This window comes from Speluncibacter jeojiensis, assembly GCF_029589495.1.
In the GTDB taxonomy this organism is placed as follows: domain Bacteria; phylum Actinomycetota; class Actinomycetes; order Mycobacteriales; family Mycobacteriaceae; genus Speluncibacter; species Speluncibacter jeojiensis.
Genome location: NZ_JAAIVF010000006.1, coordinates 267,608 through 282,310 on the forward strand (window position 1 = coordinate 267,608; position 14,703 = coordinate 282,310).

Genomic DNA, 14,703 nt, shown 5'->3' on the forward strand with positions numbered 1-14,703 from the left:
TCATTTCTCCACGGGCGCCAGTGACTCCGCCACGAACAGGCCGGCCTTGGCGAAGGTTCCGACGAAGTCGTACGCGGGATCGTGGTGCCAGTAGCGGATCGTGGACAGGTAGATCGCCGAGACCATCTGGGCGAGGAACTGCGGCGGGTGGTCCGTGCGCACCTCGCCGCGCCGGACCCCGAGATCGACGATGCGCACGATCTGCGCGGTGAACCGGTCGCCGCGCGCGGCTACCACCTGCGGTGAGGTCGAGATGCGTTCGAGTTCGAGCGTCATCGCGCGCAGATACCCGGGGAGCGCCTCCGCCTCGCGGACGAAATCGGTGAACAGTCCGACGATCCGGGCCTGCGTCGTCGTCTCCCGGGCCAGCAGGTCGTCGACGACGCGCGTCAACGAGTCCATGTGGGTCTCGTACAACGCGGCGAGCAGGTCGTCCTTGCTGGGGAAGTAGTTGAAGAACGTGGCGCGGGAGACCTCGGCGCGCTCGGCGATCTCTTCGACCGTGCCGCCCTGGCCTTCGGCGGCGAGCACCTCCCGCGCTGCATTCAACAGGCGCTCGCGGGTCTGGCGCTTGTTCAGTTCGCGCCGGCCGAGGGTGGTGTCCTTGTTCATCGACCTCATCTTCCGTCGTCGGGCCCGAGTGTGTCGCGGCCCCGATTCGGTCCGTGTCACTGAACAGTCGGGGCTGTCGGTGATCACAAGTATCGGTGGATCTTCGCGAATCCGGCCCAAAATCGAGACTTTGAGTCTAACTTTGGCCGTCAGGTCCAATCTTGTTCGTGTGCAGAGCCTGCGAGGCCGATCGCGCCGATCCGGGTCGACCACCCATCTATCGAGGAGGTGCCTCATGGCCGGCGGAACCGCGATGCCCGACGGTGTGGAAGAAGTCATCCGCACAACCGACACGAGCCTGGAGGAGGTCGGTCGCAGGCTGGCGGACTGGCTGGCGACACGTCTGGAGACGAACCGGCCGCCGCGCGTGCACAATCTGGTGAGGCCCACACATTCCGGCATGTCGAGCATCTCGGTGCTCTTCGACGTCGACTGGGTCGAGCAGGACGGCACGGCGCGTACCGCGGAACTGGTGGCGCGGTTGACGCCCGAGGCCTCGGCGTTCCCGGTGTTTCCCGCCTACGACCTGAAACTGCAGTACGAGGTCATGCGGGCGGTGGGGGAGCACACGAGTGTGCCGGTTCCGCAGGTGCTGTGGGTGGAGAACTCGCCGGAACCGCTGGGCACGCCGTTCTTGGTGATGACCCGCGTCGACGGCGTTGTCGCGGTGGACAATCCGCCGTATGTGTTCGGCGGCTGGCTCTACGACATGGATGCCGCGGGGCGACGCCGTGTCCAGGACGCGGCGGTGGATGTGCTCGCCCGGGTGCACGCGGTCGACGATCCGGCCGGCAAGGTGGCCGGCTGGTCGGGGTCCGAGCCGGGGACGAGCCTGCGCCGGCACTTCGAGAACGAGCGCGCCTACTACGAATGGACCCGCCGCGACGACGGGCTGCGGATTCCGGTGCTGGAAAAAGCCTTCGACTGGCTCGAGGCCCACTGGCCGCAGGACCCCTCGCCCGACGTGCTGTGCTGGGGCGATGCGCGGATCGGCAACATCATGTACGACGGCGACGTGCCCGCCGCGGTGCTGGACTGGGAGTCGGCGGTGCTCTGCCCGCGGGAACTGGACCTGGGCTGGTTCCTCTTCTTCCATCGCCAGTTCCAGGACCTCGCCGAGCAGTTCTCGATGCCGGGGCTGCCCGACATGTTCACGCCGGCCGATGTGATCCGGCGGTACGAGGAGGTGGCGGGCGTCGAGGCGTGCGACCTCGATTTCTATCTGACCTATGCGGCGCTGCGCCACGGCATCGTGATGTCGCGGATCGAGCGGCGACGGATCCGCTTCGGCGAGGTCGAGGCGCACGAGAACCCCGACGAATATGTCATGCACCACCGCATGCTGACTCAGCTGATCGACGGAACCTACCAGTGGGAGAAGTGATGAAGCCGCACAAGCTCGACGAGTACCCGATCCACCAGGCGCCGCTGTCGATGGCGCGCACCGCGACCAGCGACCGGAATTTCTACGACCGCAACTACTTCAACGCGCACAACCGCGATGGCGGCACGTTCCTGGTCACCGGCTTCGGCGTCTACCCGAATCTCGGTGTGGTGGACGCCTTCGCGACCGCCCGCCGGGGCGACAAGCAGATCGCGGTGCGCTTCTCGGACGCCTATGACGAGCGCGACACCGAGTCGCAGGTCGGTGACTACCGGATCGAGGTGATCGAGCCGCTCGAGAAGGTGCGGGTGATCTGCGAGCACGAGCAGTTGTCGTTCGACATCACCTGGGAAGGCAGCTTCGAGGCGGTGCTCGAGGAACTACACATCAACATGGAGGGTCCCCGGCCCATCCTGGAGGCGACCCGGTTCGCGCAGGTCGGCACGTGGTCCGGGACGATGTCGGTGTTCGGCGAGGACATGGACGTCGATCCGTCGCTGTGGCTGGGCAGCCGGGACCGCTCCTGGGGCATCCGGCCCAGCGGTGACCCGGACCCGGCCGGCCGCCGCGCGGACGAGCCGCGCGAGGGGCACTGGTGGACGTATGTTCCGCTGCGTTTCGACGACTACATGCTGGTGATCATCGCGCAGGAGGATCCGGACGGGTTCCGGACGCTCAACCACGCCACCCGGGTGTTCGAGGACGGCCGGGTGGAGCAACTGGGTTGGCCGCGATTCGAGACCACGTACATCAGCGGCACGCGCACGCCGAAGGGCGCGCGGATCCACCTGACCACGCCGCGGGGCGAGCCGCTGGTGGTCGACGTCGAGCCGCAGACGTTCGTCAACCTGCACCGCGGCTGCGGCTACGGCGGCGATCCGGACTGGACCCACGGACAGTGGAAGGGGCGTGACTGGTCGCTGGTGACGGAGACCGACCTGAACTCGCCGGACTACGTTCAGATGCTGCCGTATTCGACGCTCGATCACGTGGCGAGGGCCACCTGCAACGGGCAGGAGGGCTGGGGCCTGTACGAACACGCGGCACTCGGCCGGCATGACCCGTCGGGCTTCACGGGATGGGTTGACATGGCGCCGTAGCGGATTCGGCGTAGCTGATTCGTCGTGGCCGCGTGGGGACGGTGGGTGTGGTCGGGGCGGTGCCGGGCGGTGCTGGACTAGGGGAGTAGCCCCATCCTGCGCGCGTTGGTTCCTCGCACGTTGGGCCTGCCGCATTGGTCCCGCGCACGCTGGCGCGCCACGTCGGTTCCCGTGCACGTCAGCCCCGCATCGCTGCTTGCGATGCGGGGTCGGCGTGTTCGGTTGTGGTGCTTGGTTTTCCGGCGCGGGTGCTTGGCCGATCCGGTTTCCCGCTCAGGCGGCGGTGCGGCCGTGGGCGGGGAGGGGTTTTCGGTCGGGGTCGCGGGAGCGTGGCGGCCGGAACCACGGGCAAAGGTCGGGTCCGATGAATACTTCCCACTCGCTGTGGTGGATCAGTCGGTGGTGGTAGCGGCAGAGCAGGACGGTGTTCGACAGGTCGGTCTCACCCCCGTCGGCCCAGTGGACGATGTGGTGGGCGTCTGTCCAGGCGGCGGGCCTACCGCAGCCGGGGAACACGCAACACCGGTCACGGACGATCAAGGCCCGGCGTAACGAGGCGGGAACCAACCGGTCTTTGCGGCCGAGTTTCAATGGGACGCCGTCATCGTTGATGATGATCGGGGTGATGATGCAGTCACACGCCAACCGGCGCGTCGAGGCGCGGGAGAGCGGGCCGGTCCACATCATCTGCGGACCGAGGCCGCCGGCGGAGCCGGATCCCGACCCAGGCCCGTGGCCGCCGCGACCACACTCGCAGCCACCCTCCCCGTCGCCATCGCCGTCGTCGTCGCAGTGGTGGAGGTCGTGGATGTTCACCAGCACCGTCAGGTGTGGTTTCTCGCCGCCCTCGACCGGTCCGGCACCGCAGTCGTGGAAGCGGCGCAGCATTTCGGTGAACGCGTCCGCCCGCCGCAATGGCGCCGGCCTCGGATCGGGTTCCCCACCCGGACCCGGCACGGGTGCCGAGAGTTTCGACAGGGCCGTCAGGAGCATCTCCCCGGTCTCCGAATCCACATCACCCCTGATGACAACCCGGCCGTTGAGGGTTTGCGAGGCGCAGAACTCGTTACGGTCGGTGTCCTCCGCCGGCGGGGTCTGCGCGAACGCGTCCCGCAGATCGGCGATCGATTTACGTAGTGTCGCGGCGTCGCCGGCTCCGTGGGACACCTCGTCGATCAACCGCTTCCGAATCTCCGGAACGATGCCCTCCGGCATGTTCTTGGGTGGGGTTTCGCAGAACGCGCCGATCAACACGGCCAGATCGGCCCGCAACCCACCAGACTCATACGCGGCGGCAAGATCGGGCTGATTCCGCAGCAGCCGCGCGAGCGACACGATGCGGGACGCTTCGGGCACCGACAGCATGCCGGTCGGGGTGTTCGCCAGCCAGTGTTTGAGCGCGGGATGCGCCGGATCCGGGACCACACGGCGGTGGTCGGTCTCCCCGACCAGGCTCACCCGCAGCGCCTGCAATCGGTGGATCTGTTCGGTGACGGCGGGGATGGCTTCGATCAGCTGAGCGTCACTGAGCTGCCACAGTTCGGTATCGAGCAGCGCGGCGGTCTGCTCGTCACCCCTGATCTCCCCGATCCCCATGACCACACGCTACACGAACGCATGTTCGAAGTCGATAGGGTGTTCGAATGTGGCGGGTCTCGCGTTCGGTCGCCGGATGTCCGCGACGACGAGTCGAGACCCGACGTCGAGGCTGTGGCGATCGAGCAGGTCCGCGTGGTGCAGTTGCCATGCGCCGGACGAGATGTCGGCACGCAAGCGTTCGAGGCCGTCCCGCAGTAAGTGGTTCGGCGTCAGGGCCAACATCGACATTCCGGTCTGAACTCGGGGTTCGAGGTAGGCCTGTGGCCGGCGCCAGTAGGCGGCGCCGAAGCCGTCGAGGCAATCGTGCGGTACGGGCACCGTCGTGACCGTGTAGCCCGCGACCGAGGCGTCGCCGAGCAGGTCGATCAGCTGGCCAAGGTCCACGGCAAGCCGGCGGTCGGTTTCTGCTGCAGCCGGCAGGTATTCGGTGAGCAGCCAGAAGTCCTTCGTCACCGCATGGTCCCAAGTCAGTATCACGAGGCGGCGACGAGCGATGCGCTTCATCTCGTCGAGCCCCCGCCGAAGCTCCCGCCAGTGATGCACCGTGAGCACGGCGAGCGCGGCGTCGACCGAGCCCGTGCGAAGGGGAAGACTTCGGGCGACGGCCCGGACCACAGAGGCCGCGCCCTGCGGTCGCGCGGCCAGCATCACCGCGCTCGGCTCGACGGCGACGACGGTCTGCGGCGGTTCGTAGGACCCCGCGCCCGCGCCGATGTTCACGACCGAATCCATCTGGGCGAGCGCCTGATCGATCACCGATGCGATGCGTGGGTCGGGACGCCTGGTCGATGTGTAGGTACGACCGGTCCGGTCGTACATCACATCGGTGCCGCCCTGCCCTCCGCTGCTCATACGACCGAGAACGAGGCGGGCAGCGGCGCCCTTCCCGTCAGTGCGTTGAGCACAGTCGCACTGTCACCGGTGACCACCGCGATCCGCGCCGCCAGGCTGCACGCGTCCGCCGCCACGTCATCGGGAAGCGTGAAGGGAACGCCTGCCGCGGTGGCGATGTCGAGACCGTGGACGGCGAGTTCGAAGGTCCGGGTCGGCAGATAGGAGTGCAGGGGTATCCCGAGGTCTCCGATCACGCGGATCAACCGGTCCTCGGCCGACGCGAGCTTGCTCACCGTCGCCTGCACCAGATCGTCCACGGCGGCCGCAGGATCGGGTCCGAGTTCGATGCCGGCCCGCCGACCGCGCTCGACGATGTCGGCGCTGCCCATCGTCGCCGCGACATCACGGACGCGGGCGTAGTACTGCTCCGGGGTGTCGATGTCTGCGGCGTCGGCGGTGGTGTCCAGATAGGTCAGGACTGTCGTCAGCGACCGCGAGGCGTGACCGATGAGCGAGCGCAGGTCCCATTCGCCCAGCCCCGGACCGTCCAGGAGGCTCTCGGGCACGGTGTCCACCAGCGCGGCGAACGCGTGCGCAGCGGACACGTAGGTGTTCGTCGGTGACGCCACGGAGCCTCCTTCCGCCGGCGGCAGTCAGCCGTCGGCGCTGTCGAGGACCTCACTCAGGCGACCGAGGCTGGTCTTCCAGCCGCGCTCGAGCGCGTTGCGCGCCATCCTCTGGCGACGATCGTCGATGTCGAAGCCGGTTTGTGTCAACAGGAACCGGGTTCCGCGACCCTGCGCGCCGAGCGTCCAGTCGAGGACCCACGGGTCCGGCTGGTCGGCGCGGGAATCGACCCAGCTGACCAGCAGCCGTTCGCCGGGGCGAACCGCCAGCACCTCGCAGGCGATCTCGCCCGGCGACGGCGACGGCACCGCGAACACGAAGTGCGTCCCCACGGCGACCACGAACCCGGTGGGTCGCATCAGCCACTGCTCGAGCAGGTCGGGTTCGGTCAGCGCCCGCCACACATCGTCGCGCGGCCACGGGAGGAAACGGCCGAGTTCGACCGCGGACGGGTTCAGTTCCGGATCTGCCAGCATCGGTGCACCGCCTCGACGAGCACTACCATTCCGTCAGCATGGCACGGCGGATCGCGCTGTGTCGGCGGCTCGTTCGAACCCGCCGGATTTCCCTGCTACGGCCCGATCCGACAGGGACAGCGCAGCAGGGAACGAGCAGACGGTAGGGCCGAGGAGGGGACATGACGCGACGAATCGTGGTCAGCGGCGGCGGCAGCGGGATCGGCCGGGCGGTGGCGCGACGGCTTGCCGTCGACGGCGACCGGGTGGTCATCGTCGGCCGGCGCACGCCGGTGCTCGAGGCGACCGCGGCGGAGATCAACGACGCCGTCGGCGACGAACTGGTGACCACCGCGACCGCGGACCTCACCGAACCCGCACAGGTGCACAGGCTCGCGGGCGAACTCGCCGCCGACGGTGCGGTCGACGTGCTGGTCAACAACGCCGGTGGCAGCCCGAACCGCTCGGCGCACGGCCTGGCCGAGGTGGCGGACGCCTACCAGGAGGCGTTCCGCGTCAACGTGCTCACCGCCGTGCTGCTCACCGAGGCGCTGGTGCCGCACCTGACGCCGCGCGCCGGACGGATCGTCGCGGTCAGCTCGATCGCCGGACTGCGCGGCGCGGGACCGTACGGCGCGGCCAAGGCGGCGCTGCACGGCTGGGCGATGGGCCTGGCCCAGCAGCTTGCGCCGCAGCAGATCACCGTGAACGTGGTCGCGCCCGGCTTCGTCCCCGACACCGGGTTCTGGGCGGGCCGGCTCACCGACGAGGTCGAGTCGGCGCGTGTCGCGCAGATCCCGCTCGGCCGGGCCGGCACCCCGGACGAGGTCGCCGCGGGCATCGCCTATCTGGTCTCGCCGGAGGCGGGGTGGACGACCGGGCAGATCCTGCAGATCAACGGGGGCAGCGTGCTCGGGCGCGGCTGACCCACACCCTGGGGGTGGTCGCGTCCACCCCCGGGGCGGTGCGCCCACCGCTGGGGTCGCTGGTCGGGCGGTTGCGTTCTCGGCAGATTGGTCGATGTACGCAATGAGGTCCGCACCCGCAGGAGGCCGAGATGACGAGCAACCGTTGCACCCTCGACCCTGTCCCGCGGCGCAGCACGGTGCCGGCCGACGACGGTGTCCCGCTGGCCGTGCAGGAGTTCGGCGACAGAGGCGCCCCGGTGGTCGCCGTGTTCGTGCACGGGCACTGCCTGCGGGCCGAGTCGTGGGCGTTCCTGCGTGCCCACCTCGCCGGGTTGTGGGGCGACGGGGTTCGCATGGTGTTCTACGACCAGCGCGGTCACGGCGAATCGGGTGCGGCGCCGACCGCGACCTACACCATCGACCAGCTGGGACGCGACCTCGGTGCAGTGGTCCGCACGATCTCGGGCGACCGGCAGGTCGTGCTCGTCGGGCATTCGATGGGCGGCATGGCCGTGCTGTCGTACGTGCACCAGCATCCGGAGGTCGTCGGCGACCGGGTGGTCGGGATCGGGATGATCGCCAGCGCGGCGGACGGGGTCGCCGATCGTGGACTGGGCCGGCTGCTGCTGAGCCCGGCGGTCACCGCGTTCCGTGCCGCGGTGCAGCGGGCCCCGCGCACGATGGAGCGTTCGAAGCGGGCCACCCGCAGGCTCGGCACGTCCCTGGTCCGGGTGGCGGCCTTCGGCAACCAGCGGGTCGCGGGCCGGGTGGCCACATTGGCCGCGGCCATGGTCAACGAGACCTCGGTGGTGACGATGTCCGGGTTCATCGGCTCGCTGATCGGTTTCGACGAGCGCCACGCGCTCACGCTCGTCGCGGGAATCCCGGCGCTGGTGCTGTGCGGATCGGCCGACCTGATGACGCCGTTCGAGCATTCCGCGTCGATGGCGGCCGCGCTGCCCGGCGCCGAGCTCGTCCGGATCAGCGGCGCGGGTCATTCGGTGATCCTGGAACGCGCAGAAGAAGTCGCCTGGGCCGTGGCAGGACTGGTCGCCCGCGTCGGTGCCGGCGTGGGTGGTGCTGCCAACGGCCCGGCGCCGGGGTGCGCCGGCATCCGGCCCGCCGATCTGGCCGCGGTATAGCCCGCACCCGCTGTCGCCTCACAGGTCGCGGTCGGTGATGATCCCGCTGTGCATCGCGCGTTCGGCCAGCCGCACCCGCTTCTGGTTCTGCGGCAGGTCCTCGACCCCGAACTTCGCGAACAGTGTCCGCATGTGCGTCTTGATCGCATCCACGCTGAGGAACATCTCGTCGGCGATGTGCTGATTCGACGCGGGGTTCGCGAACGTCGCCCCGTGCTTGTACGGACGGCACAGCGCGACGAGCACCGCCCGCTGGGTGTCGGTGAGCGAGCGGACCGTCGGCATCTCCGCCGCGATGCGCGTCGCCTCGTCGGGGGTACCGCCGAAGGCCTGGTAGGTCAGCAACGTTGTGCCGATCCGGATCGCGTCACCGTGGTGCAGCCGACGCCGGCCGCCGATGCGCTCACCGTTGACGTAGGTGCCGTTGCGGGAGAGCCCGTCGTCGACGACCGTCCAGTGGGTGTTCATCCATTCGATCACCGCGTGCAGCCGGGAGACCTCCTCGTCCCAGGTGAGCGCGACATCGGAGCGGTCCGAGCGTCCGACGGTCAGCCGCGGGTGATCGGTCGACAGGTCCAGGCGCTGCTGATGGCCCGCGCCGTCGGCGAAACACAGTCGAGACTCGCTGCCGCCGTCCACCGTTCCATCGTGCGCCGAGCGTGCCGCCGGGGGCAATGCCCGCCCCGGTCCGCCGCAGTCGCACCCGAGCCGGTCGCCACCGGCCCCAGGGTGGGGACGGGACCACCCGGGAGGTGCGGATCGACCCCCTCGTGCCCCTTATCGAGATCGCGGAAAAGGACGAAACTGGAGGGTGCGAGCGAGACCACGAGGAGGAATCATGCTGGGACTGTTGTTGGGACTGGGCGGAGGCGCCATCGGCATCGGATTGGGCGCCGCCGGGCTCGGGCTGGGCTTGCTGCTCAGTGATGTGCGGATCAAGCGCGATGTCCGTCGACTCACGAACTGAGCCCGCGCATCCGGGGATCGCCGCGTGCACGCGTCATCCGCTGGCCTGGGTGCGGTCGGCGGTCGGCCATCGACGTGGTGTCCGCGGCGCCGCGTCGGTGCCGACCGGCGCCGATGAGGTGCTCCAGCGGCTGACCGAACTGCCGATCAGCGTCTGGTCGTACGGGTTCGATCATCCGTCGGTGCGGCACCTGGGCCCGATGGCACAGGACTTCGCCGCCACCTTCGGGCTGGGATCGTCGGACCGCACGATGTCCACGGTCGACGTCAACGGCGTGTGCATGGCCAGCATCCAGGCGCTGCACCGTCGGGTGACCGCACTGGAGACGGAACTGGCCGAGTACCGCCGCGCGGCGCCGACCGGACGTAGCGTCGACCCATGACCGATACGAAGGTGACCGCCGTCGACCTGGGTCCACGCCGGGTCGCCCGCCGGGTGGTCGTGGACGCTCCGGCCGCCGAGCTGTTCGCTCTCGTGGCGGACCCGCGGCGGCACGGCGAACTGGACGGGTCCGGGACCGTGAAGTCGACGGTGTCCGGTCCCGACCGGCTCGGCCCCGGCGACAGGTTCACGGTGGCGATGCGCATGTACGGCGCGCCCTACCGGATCACCAGCACGGTCACCGAGTTCACCGAGGGCCGGGTGATCGAATGGCGCCACCCGTTCGGGCACCGCTGGCGGTGGGAGTTCGACGAGCAGTCCCCGGGCCGCACCCAGGTCACCGAGGTCTGGGACTACACGACAGCGAAGGTGCCGAAGGTCTTCGAACTGGCGGGGTTCCCGAAGAAGAATGCGCACGGCATCACCGACACCCTGCTCGGGCTCGCCCGACGGTACGGCGGCTGAAGGCGGCGGTGGCGGGGGTGTGACGCGGGCCGCGGCGGGCCGACGGCCGCCCGGGGTGCAACTATCCTGGATAATCGATCCCGAATGATCGATCCCACTGTTGTGCGATCCCCGAGTCGGCTCTTCGAGAGGACCTTCATGCCCGCCCGCACCACGCTTGCCCGCATCGACCTGCGCGCCGGCACCCCCACCAGGGCCGAGCTGCGCTCCGCGCTGCCACGAGGTGGAGTGGATGTGGACGCCGTGCTGCATCAGGTCCAACCGGTGGTGGACGCGGTCCGCGAGCGCGGCGCCGAGGCGGTGCTCGAGCTCAGCGAGAAGTTCGACAAGGTGCGTCCGGCATCCGTCCGGGTGCCGCGCAGCGCCCGCACCCAGGCGCTGGCCGAACTCGACCCGAAGGTGCGCACCGCACTCGAGGTCGCCATCGAACGCACCCGCAAGGTGCACCGCGACCAGCGCCGCACCGACACCGCGACCGAGGTGGTCCCCGGCGGGACCGTCACCGAACGGTGGGTGCCGGTCGAGCGCGTCGGGCTGTATGTGCCCGGCGGCAACGCCGTCTACCCGTCGTCGGTCGTGATGAACGTGGTGCCCGCGCAGGAGGCCGGCGTCGCCTCGCTGGTGGTGACCTCGCCGCCGCAGGCCGAGTTCGGCGGACTGCCGCACCCGACGATCCTGGCCGCGGCCGAACTGCTCGGCGTGGAGGAGGTGTGGGCGGCCGGCGGCGCCCAGGCGGTCGCGCTGCTCACCTACGGCGGCACCGACACCGCGGTGGTCGACGGCACCGACGAGCTGGCCCCGGTTGACCTGATCACCGGCCCCGGCAACATCTTCGTCACCGCGGCCAAGCGGCTGTGCCGCGGTCTGGTCGGCATCGACGCCGAGGCCGGCCCCACCGAGATCGCGATCCTGGCGGACCACTCCGCCGATCCGGTGCACGTCGCCGCCGATCTGATCAGCCAGGCCGAGCACGACGTCATGGCCGCGTCCGTGCTGGTGACCACCTCCGCCGAGCTCGCCGACGCGGTCGACGACGCGCTGACCGCGCAGCTTGAGCTGACCAAGCACCAGCAGCGGGTCGCGACGGCGCTGGCCGGCAGCCAGTCGGGGGTCGTGCTGGTGTCGTCGATCGAGCAGGGGCTCGACGTGGTCAACGCGTATGCCGCCGAGCACCTGGAGATCCAGACGGAGAACGCCTCCGAGGTCGCCGCAAAGGTGCGCTCTGCCGGCGCCATCTTCGTGGGGCCGTGGGCGCCGGTGAGCCTGGGTGACTACTGCGCCGGGTCGAATCACGTGCTGCCCACGGCGGGCTGCGCGCGGCACTCGTCGGGCCTGAGCGTGCAGACGTTCCTGCGCGGCATCCACGTCGTCGACTACAGCGAGCAGGCGCTGCGCGACGTCTCCGGTCACGTCATCGCGCTCGCGAACGCCGAGGACCTGCCCGCGCACGGCGAGGCGGTGCGACTGCGCTTCGAGCCGCTGCGCGCGGACCTGTCGAGCCAGGGGGAGTAGGCGTGGCACACGCGATGTCGCCTCGGGAGATCAAGTCCAAGACGGTTCCCGGGGCGGGGACGAGCATCGACGAGTTGCCGCTGCGGGAGAACCTGCGCGGCCAATCCGCTTACGGTGCACCGCAATTGACGGTCCCCGTGCAGCTGAACACGAACGAGAACCCGCACCCGCCGAGCGAGGCGCTCGTCGCCGACGTCGCCGAGGCGGTCCGCGAGGCCGCCCGCAACCTGCACCGTTACCCGGACCGGGATGCGGTGGCGCTGCGCACCGACCTGGCCGCCTATCTGACCCTGCAGACCGGTGTCGCGCTGGACGTGTCCAACGTGTGGGCGGCGAACGGGTCCAATGAGGTGCTCCAGCAGTTGCTGCAGGCGTTCGGTGGACCGGGCCGCTCGGCGATGGGCTTCGTGCCGTCGTACTCGATGCACCCGATCCTCGCGTCGGGCACGCAGACCGAGTGGCTGCCCACGCCCCGGCGCGCCGACTTCACCCTCGACGTCGACCGGGCCGCCGAGCTCATCGCCGAGCACGACCCCGACGTGCTGTTCGTGACCAGCCCGAACAATCCGACCGGGCACAGCATCGGGCTGGACGACCTGCGCCGGGTCCTCGACGCGGCCCGCGGGATCGTCATCGTCGACGAGGCCTACGCGGAGTTCTCCTCGGTGCCCAGCGCGGTCGCACTGATCGAGCAGTACCCGGCGAAACTGGTCGTCAGCCGGACCATGAGCAAGGCGTTCGCGTTCGCGGGCGGCCGGCTCGGCTACCTGGCGGCGGCGCCCGCGGTGATCGAGGCGCTGCTGCTGGTGCGGCTGCCGTACCACCTGTCGGTCGTTACCCAGGCGGCCGCGCGTGCCGCGCTGCGCCACGCCGACGAGACCCTCGGCAGCGTGCACGAACTGGCTGCCCAGCGCGACCGGGTGTCGGCGCGGCTGTCCGAACTCGGCTTCTCGGTCGTGCCCAGCGACGCGAACTTCATCCTGTTCGGCAGGTTCACCGACGCCGCCGCGACCTGGCAGTGCTACCTCGACGAGGGCGTGTTGATCCGCGACGTCGGCATCGAGGGGCACCTGCGTGCGACGATCGGGCTGGCCGCGGAGAACGACGAACTGCTGCGGGTGAGCGCCGCGCTCGCGGCGACGGAACTGACAGAGCACGGATCGGCAGAACGCGGATCGGCGAACACGACATCGGAGGAGCGTCAGTGACGGAGACAGGCGTGGGAACCGGCCGCATCGCCCGGGTGGAGCGCACGACCAAGGAGTCGAGCATCGTCGTCGAACTCAACCTCGACGGTAAGGGCGACACCGCTGTATCCACTGGCATCCCGTTCTTCGACCACATGCTCACCGCGCTCGGCAGCCACGCCGGCTTCGACCTGTCCGTGCAGGCCAAGGGCGACGTCGAGATCGAGGCCCACCACACCGTCGAGGACACCGCGATCGTGCTGGGCCAGGCGCTGGCGCAGGCCCTCGGCGACAAGAAGGGCATCCGCCGGTTCGGCGACGCGTACATCCCGATGGACGAGGCGCTGGTACACGCGGCCGTCGACGTGTCCGGGCGGCCGTACTGCGTGCACACCGGCGAGCCGGAGCACATGCTGCACGCGGTGATCGGCGGCTACCCGGGCGTGCCCTACGCGACCGTGATCAACCGCCACGTGTTCGAGTCGCTGGCGAGCAACGCTCGCATCGCGCTGCACGTGCGCACGCTGTACGGACGCGACCAGCACCACATCACCGAGGCCGAGTTCAAGGCGGTGGCCCGGGCCCTGCGCACTGCGGTCGAGATCGACCCGCGCGTGAGCGGCGTCCCGTCCACCAAGGGCAGCCTGTGAGCGACTTCCTCGTCTACGGGCTGTTCATCCTGGCGGGCTTCTTCATCGGCGGTGCCTATTCGATGTGGAAGAACAACAGGTTCGTTTCGGGTGTGTTGCTCGCGCTGGCGGTGCTCGCCGCCGCGGGCGGAATCTTGAGGGTGATCTAGTGCGCGGGAGGTGTCCGGTGGGCATGCGTGCAGAGGGGATGTACAGCCGATGAGCGGCAAGACCGTCGCGATCCTCGACTACGGTTCGGGGAACCTGCACTCGGCGGAACGGGCGCTGGTCCGCGCCGGCGCGGAGGTGCAGGTCACCTCCGAGGCGCGGGTCGCGTTGGCCACCGACGGGCTGGTTGTGCCCGGGGTCGGCGCGTTCGCCGCCTGCATGGAGGGCCTGCGGGCGGTGCGCGGCGAACGGATCATCGGCGAGCGCCTCGCGGGCGGGCGGCCGGTGCTGGGCATCTGCGTGGGCATGCAGATCCTGTTCGATCGCGGCGTCGAGCACGGCATCGAGGCCGAGGGCTGCGGCGAGTGGCCCGGGACCGTCGAGCAGCTCAGCGCGCCGGTGCTGCCACACATGGGCTGGAACACCGTGCAGCCGCCGGCGGACAGTGTGCTGTTCGCCGGCATGGATGCGGACACCCGGTTCTACTTCGTGCACTCCTACGGGGTGCAGCGCTGGGAGATGGAGCCGTCCGAGCTGCTGACCCCGCCGAAGCTGACTTGGTCGGAGCACGGCGGCCCGTTCCTGGCGGCGGTGGAGAACGGTCCGCTCTCGGCCACCCAGTTCCACCCGGAGAAGTCCGGCGACGCCGGGGCCGCACTGCTGCGCAACTGGGTGCAGAGCCTGTGACGGGATCGGCGGCACACCCGGTGAACCGTGCCGCACCCGCGGCGCG

At 69.8% G+C, this 14,703-nt stretch carries 18 protein-coding genes; 12 read left to right on the plus strand and 6 right to left on the minus strand.

The window, feature by feature from the left end; translation table 11 throughout:
- Complete coding sequence (locus G4X40_RS18235; protein WP_277834559.1) at positions 1–612, minus strand: TetR/AcrR family transcriptional regulator; 612 nt, start codon at positions 610–612, stop codon at positions 1–3.
- A 235-nt stretch (positions 613–847) separates the two neighbouring features.
- Here G4X40_RS18235 and G4X40_RS18240 point away from each other — a divergent pair, with 235 nt between their 5' ends.
- Together G4X40_RS18240 and G4X40_RS18245 are read left to right on the plus strand one after the other, a co-directional pair.
- Positions 848–1,996, plus strand: coding sequence for a phosphotransferase family protein (locus tag G4X40_RS18240; protein WP_277834560.1), 1,149 nt, complete (start codon positions 848–850; stop codon positions 1,994–1,996).
- Entirely contained in the window at positions 1,996–3,096 is a 1,101-nt protein-coding gene (locus G4X40_RS18245; protein ID WP_277834562.1) for a DUF7064 domain-containing protein, read from the plus strand. The genes G4X40_RS18240 and G4X40_RS18245 overlap by 1 nt, the downstream gene beginning before the upstream one ends.
- Before the next feature lie 273 nt (positions 3,097–3,369).
- On the opposite strand, the gene G4X40_RS18250 is transcribed toward G4X40_RS18245, so the two are convergent.
- The 4 genes from G4X40_RS18250 to G4X40_RS18265 are packed head-to-tail and all read right to left on the minus strand — an operon-like array spanning position 3,370 to position 6,632.
- On the minus strand, positions 3,370–4,692 hold the full coding sequence (locus G4X40_RS18250) for an HNH endonuclease signature motif containing protein (protein WP_277834563.1): 1,323 nt from the start codon (positions 4,690–4,692) through the stop codon (positions 3,370–3,372).
- Positions 4,693–4,701: 9 nt separating this feature from the next.
- Positions 4,702–5,547, minus strand: coding sequence for a class I SAM-dependent methyltransferase (locus G4X40_RS18255; protein WP_277834564.1), 846 nt, complete (start codon positions 5,545–5,547; stop codon positions 4,702–4,704).
- The gene (locus G4X40_RS18260; RefSeq protein WP_277834565.1) at positions 5,544–6,158 is read right to left on the minus strand and encodes a maleylpyruvate isomerase N-terminal domain-containing protein; all 615 of its coding nucleotides are present in this window, start codon (positions 6,156–6,158) and stop codon (positions 5,544–5,546) included. The genes G4X40_RS18255 and G4X40_RS18260 overlap by 4 nt, the downstream gene beginning before the upstream one ends.
- Before the next feature lie 24 nt (positions 6,159–6,182).
- Positions 6,183–6,632, minus strand: coding sequence for an SRPBCC family protein (locus G4X40_RS18265; protein WP_277834566.1), 450 nt, complete (start codon positions 6,630–6,632; stop codon positions 6,183–6,185).
- A gap of 161 nt (positions 6,633–6,793) precedes the next feature.
- Here G4X40_RS18265 and G4X40_RS18270 point away from each other — a divergent pair, with 161 nt between their 5' ends.
- Entirely contained in the window at positions 6,794–7,537 is a 744-nt protein-coding gene (locus tag G4X40_RS18270; RefSeq protein WP_277834567.1) for an SDR family NAD(P)-dependent oxidoreductase, read from the plus strand.
- A 131-nt stretch (positions 7,538–7,668) separates the two neighbouring features.
- Positions 7,669–8,661 (plus strand): alpha/beta fold hydrolase, encoded by a 993-nt coding sequence (locus tag G4X40_RS18275; protein ID WP_277834569.1) that lies wholly within the window; start codon positions 7,669–7,671, stop codon positions 8,659–8,661.
- Positions 8,662–8,679: 18 nt separating this feature from the next.
- On the opposite strand, the gene G4X40_RS18280 is transcribed toward G4X40_RS18275, so the two are convergent.
- Positions 8,680–9,300, minus strand: coding sequence for an FHA domain-containing protein (locus tag G4X40_RS18280; protein WP_277834570.1), 621 nt, complete (start codon positions 9,298–9,300; stop codon positions 8,680–8,682).
- 199 nt (positions 9,301–9,499) lie between these two features.
- Between G4X40_RS18280 and G4X40_RS18285 the strand changes: the two genes are divergently transcribed.
- From G4X40_RS18285 to hisH, 8 genes are all read left to right on the plus strand, one after another.
- Positions 9,500–9,628, plus strand: coding sequence for a hypothetical protein (locus G4X40_RS18285; protein WP_277834571.1), 129 nt, complete (start codon positions 9,500–9,502; stop codon positions 9,626–9,628).
- Positions 9,606–10,010 (plus strand): tail fiber domain-containing protein, encoded by a 405-nt coding sequence (locus tag G4X40_RS18290; RefSeq protein WP_277834573.1) that lies wholly within the window; start codon positions 9,606–9,608, stop codon positions 10,008–10,010. The genes G4X40_RS18285 and G4X40_RS18290 overlap by 23 nt, the downstream gene beginning before the upstream one ends.
- Positions 10,007–10,474 carry an SRPBCC family protein gene (locus G4X40_RS18295; RefSeq protein WP_277834575.1) on the plus strand — a complete coding sequence of 156 codons (468 nt, stop codon included), beginning with the start codon at positions 10,007–10,009 and terminating at the stop codon, positions 10,472–10,474. The genes G4X40_RS18290 and G4X40_RS18295 overlap by 4 nt, the downstream gene beginning before the upstream one ends.
- Positions 10,475–10,612: 138 nt before the next feature.
- Positions 10,613–11,986 carry a histidinol dehydrogenase gene (gene hisD, locus G4X40_RS18300; RefSeq protein WP_277834577.1) on the plus strand — a complete coding sequence of 458 codons (1,374 nt, stop codon included), beginning with the start codon at positions 10,613–10,615 and terminating at the stop codon, positions 11,984–11,986.
- Between the two features lie 14 nt (positions 11,987–12,000).
- Positions 12,001–13,194: a histidinol-phosphate transaminase gene (locus G4X40_RS18305; RefSeq protein ID WP_408642251.1), complete on the plus strand. Its 1,194-nt coding sequence runs from the start codon at positions 12,001–12,003 to the stop codon at positions 13,192–13,194.
- Positions 13,191–13,823 carry an imidazoleglycerol-phosphate dehydratase HisB gene (gene hisB, locus G4X40_RS18310; RefSeq protein WP_277834578.1) on the plus strand — a complete coding sequence of 211 codons (633 nt, stop codon included), beginning with the start codon at positions 13,191–13,193 and terminating at the stop codon, positions 13,821–13,823. Before G4X40_RS18305 ends, hisB begins: the two co-directional genes overlap by 4 nt.
- A complete protein-coding gene (locus tag G4X40_RS18315; protein WP_277834579.1) occupies positions 13,820–13,972 on the plus strand; it encodes a hypothetical protein in 153 nt (50 codons plus the stop codon). Before hisB ends, G4X40_RS18315 begins: the two co-directional genes overlap by 4 nt.
- A gap of 49 nt (positions 13,973–14,021) precedes the next feature.
- Positions 14,022–14,657, plus strand: a complete 636-nt coding sequence (gene hisH / locus G4X40_RS18320) for an imidazole glycerol phosphate synthase subunit HisH (RefSeq protein WP_277834581.1) — start codon at positions 14,022–14,024, stop codon at positions 14,655–14,657.
- Positions 14,658–14,703 lie beyond the last annotated feature (46 nt).

Excerpts from the sequence above, each read along its gene's own strand:
- G4X40_RS18235 (WP_277834559.1), bottom strand. The coding sequence starts at position 612 with ATGAACAAGGACACCACCCTCGGCCGGCGCGAACTGAACAAGCGCCAG.
- G4X40_RS18240 (WP_277834560.1), top strand. The coding sequence starts at position 848 with ATGGCCGGCGGAACCGCGATGCCCGACGGTGTGGAAGAAGTCATCCGC.
- G4X40_RS18245 (WP_277834562.1), top strand. The coding sequence starts at position 1,996 with ATGAAGCCGCACAAGCTCGACGAGTACCCGATCCACCAGGCGCCGCTG.
- G4X40_RS18250 (WP_277834563.1), bottom strand. The coding sequence starts at position 4,692 with ATGGGGATCGGGGAGATCAGGGGTGACGAGCAGACCGCCGCGCTGCTC.
- G4X40_RS18255 (WP_277834564.1), bottom strand. The coding sequence starts at position 5,547 with ATGAGCAGCGGAGGGCAGGGCGGCACCGATGTGATGTACGACCGGACC.
- G4X40_RS18265 (WP_277834566.1), bottom strand. The coding sequence starts at position 6,632 with ATGCTGGCAGATCCGGAACTGAACCCGTCCGCGGTCGAACTCGGCCGT.
- G4X40_RS18270 (WP_277834567.1), top strand. The coding sequence starts at position 6,794 with ATGACGCGACGAATCGTGGTCAGCGGCGGCGGCAGCGGGATCGGCCGG.
- G4X40_RS18275 (WP_277834569.1), top strand. The coding sequence starts at position 7,669 with ATGACGAGCAACCGTTGCACCCTCGACCCTGTCCCGCGGCGCAGCACG.
- G4X40_RS18285 (WP_277834571.1), top strand. The coding sequence starts at position 9,500 with ATGCTGGGACTGTTGTTGGGACTGGGCGGAGGCGCCATCGGCATCGGA.
- G4X40_RS18290 (WP_277834573.1), top strand. The coding sequence starts at position 9,606 with ATGTCCGTCGACTCACGAACTGAGCCCGCGCATCCGGGGATCGCCGCG.
- G4X40_RS18295 (WP_277834575.1), top strand. The coding sequence starts at position 10,007 with ATGACCGATACGAAGGTGACCGCCGTCGACCTGGGTCCACGCCGGGTC.
- hisD (WP_277834577.1), top strand. The coding sequence starts at position 10,613 with ATGCCCGCCCGCACCACGCTTGCCCGCATCGACCTGCGCGCCGGCACC.
- G4X40_RS18305 (WP_408642251.1), top strand. The coding sequence starts at position 12,001 with ATGTCGCCTCGGGAGATCAAGTCCAAGACGGTTCCCGGGGCGGGGACG.
- hisH (WP_277834581.1), top strand. The coding sequence starts at position 14,022 with ATGAGCGGCAAGACCGTCGCGATCCTCGACTACGGTTCGGGGAACCTG.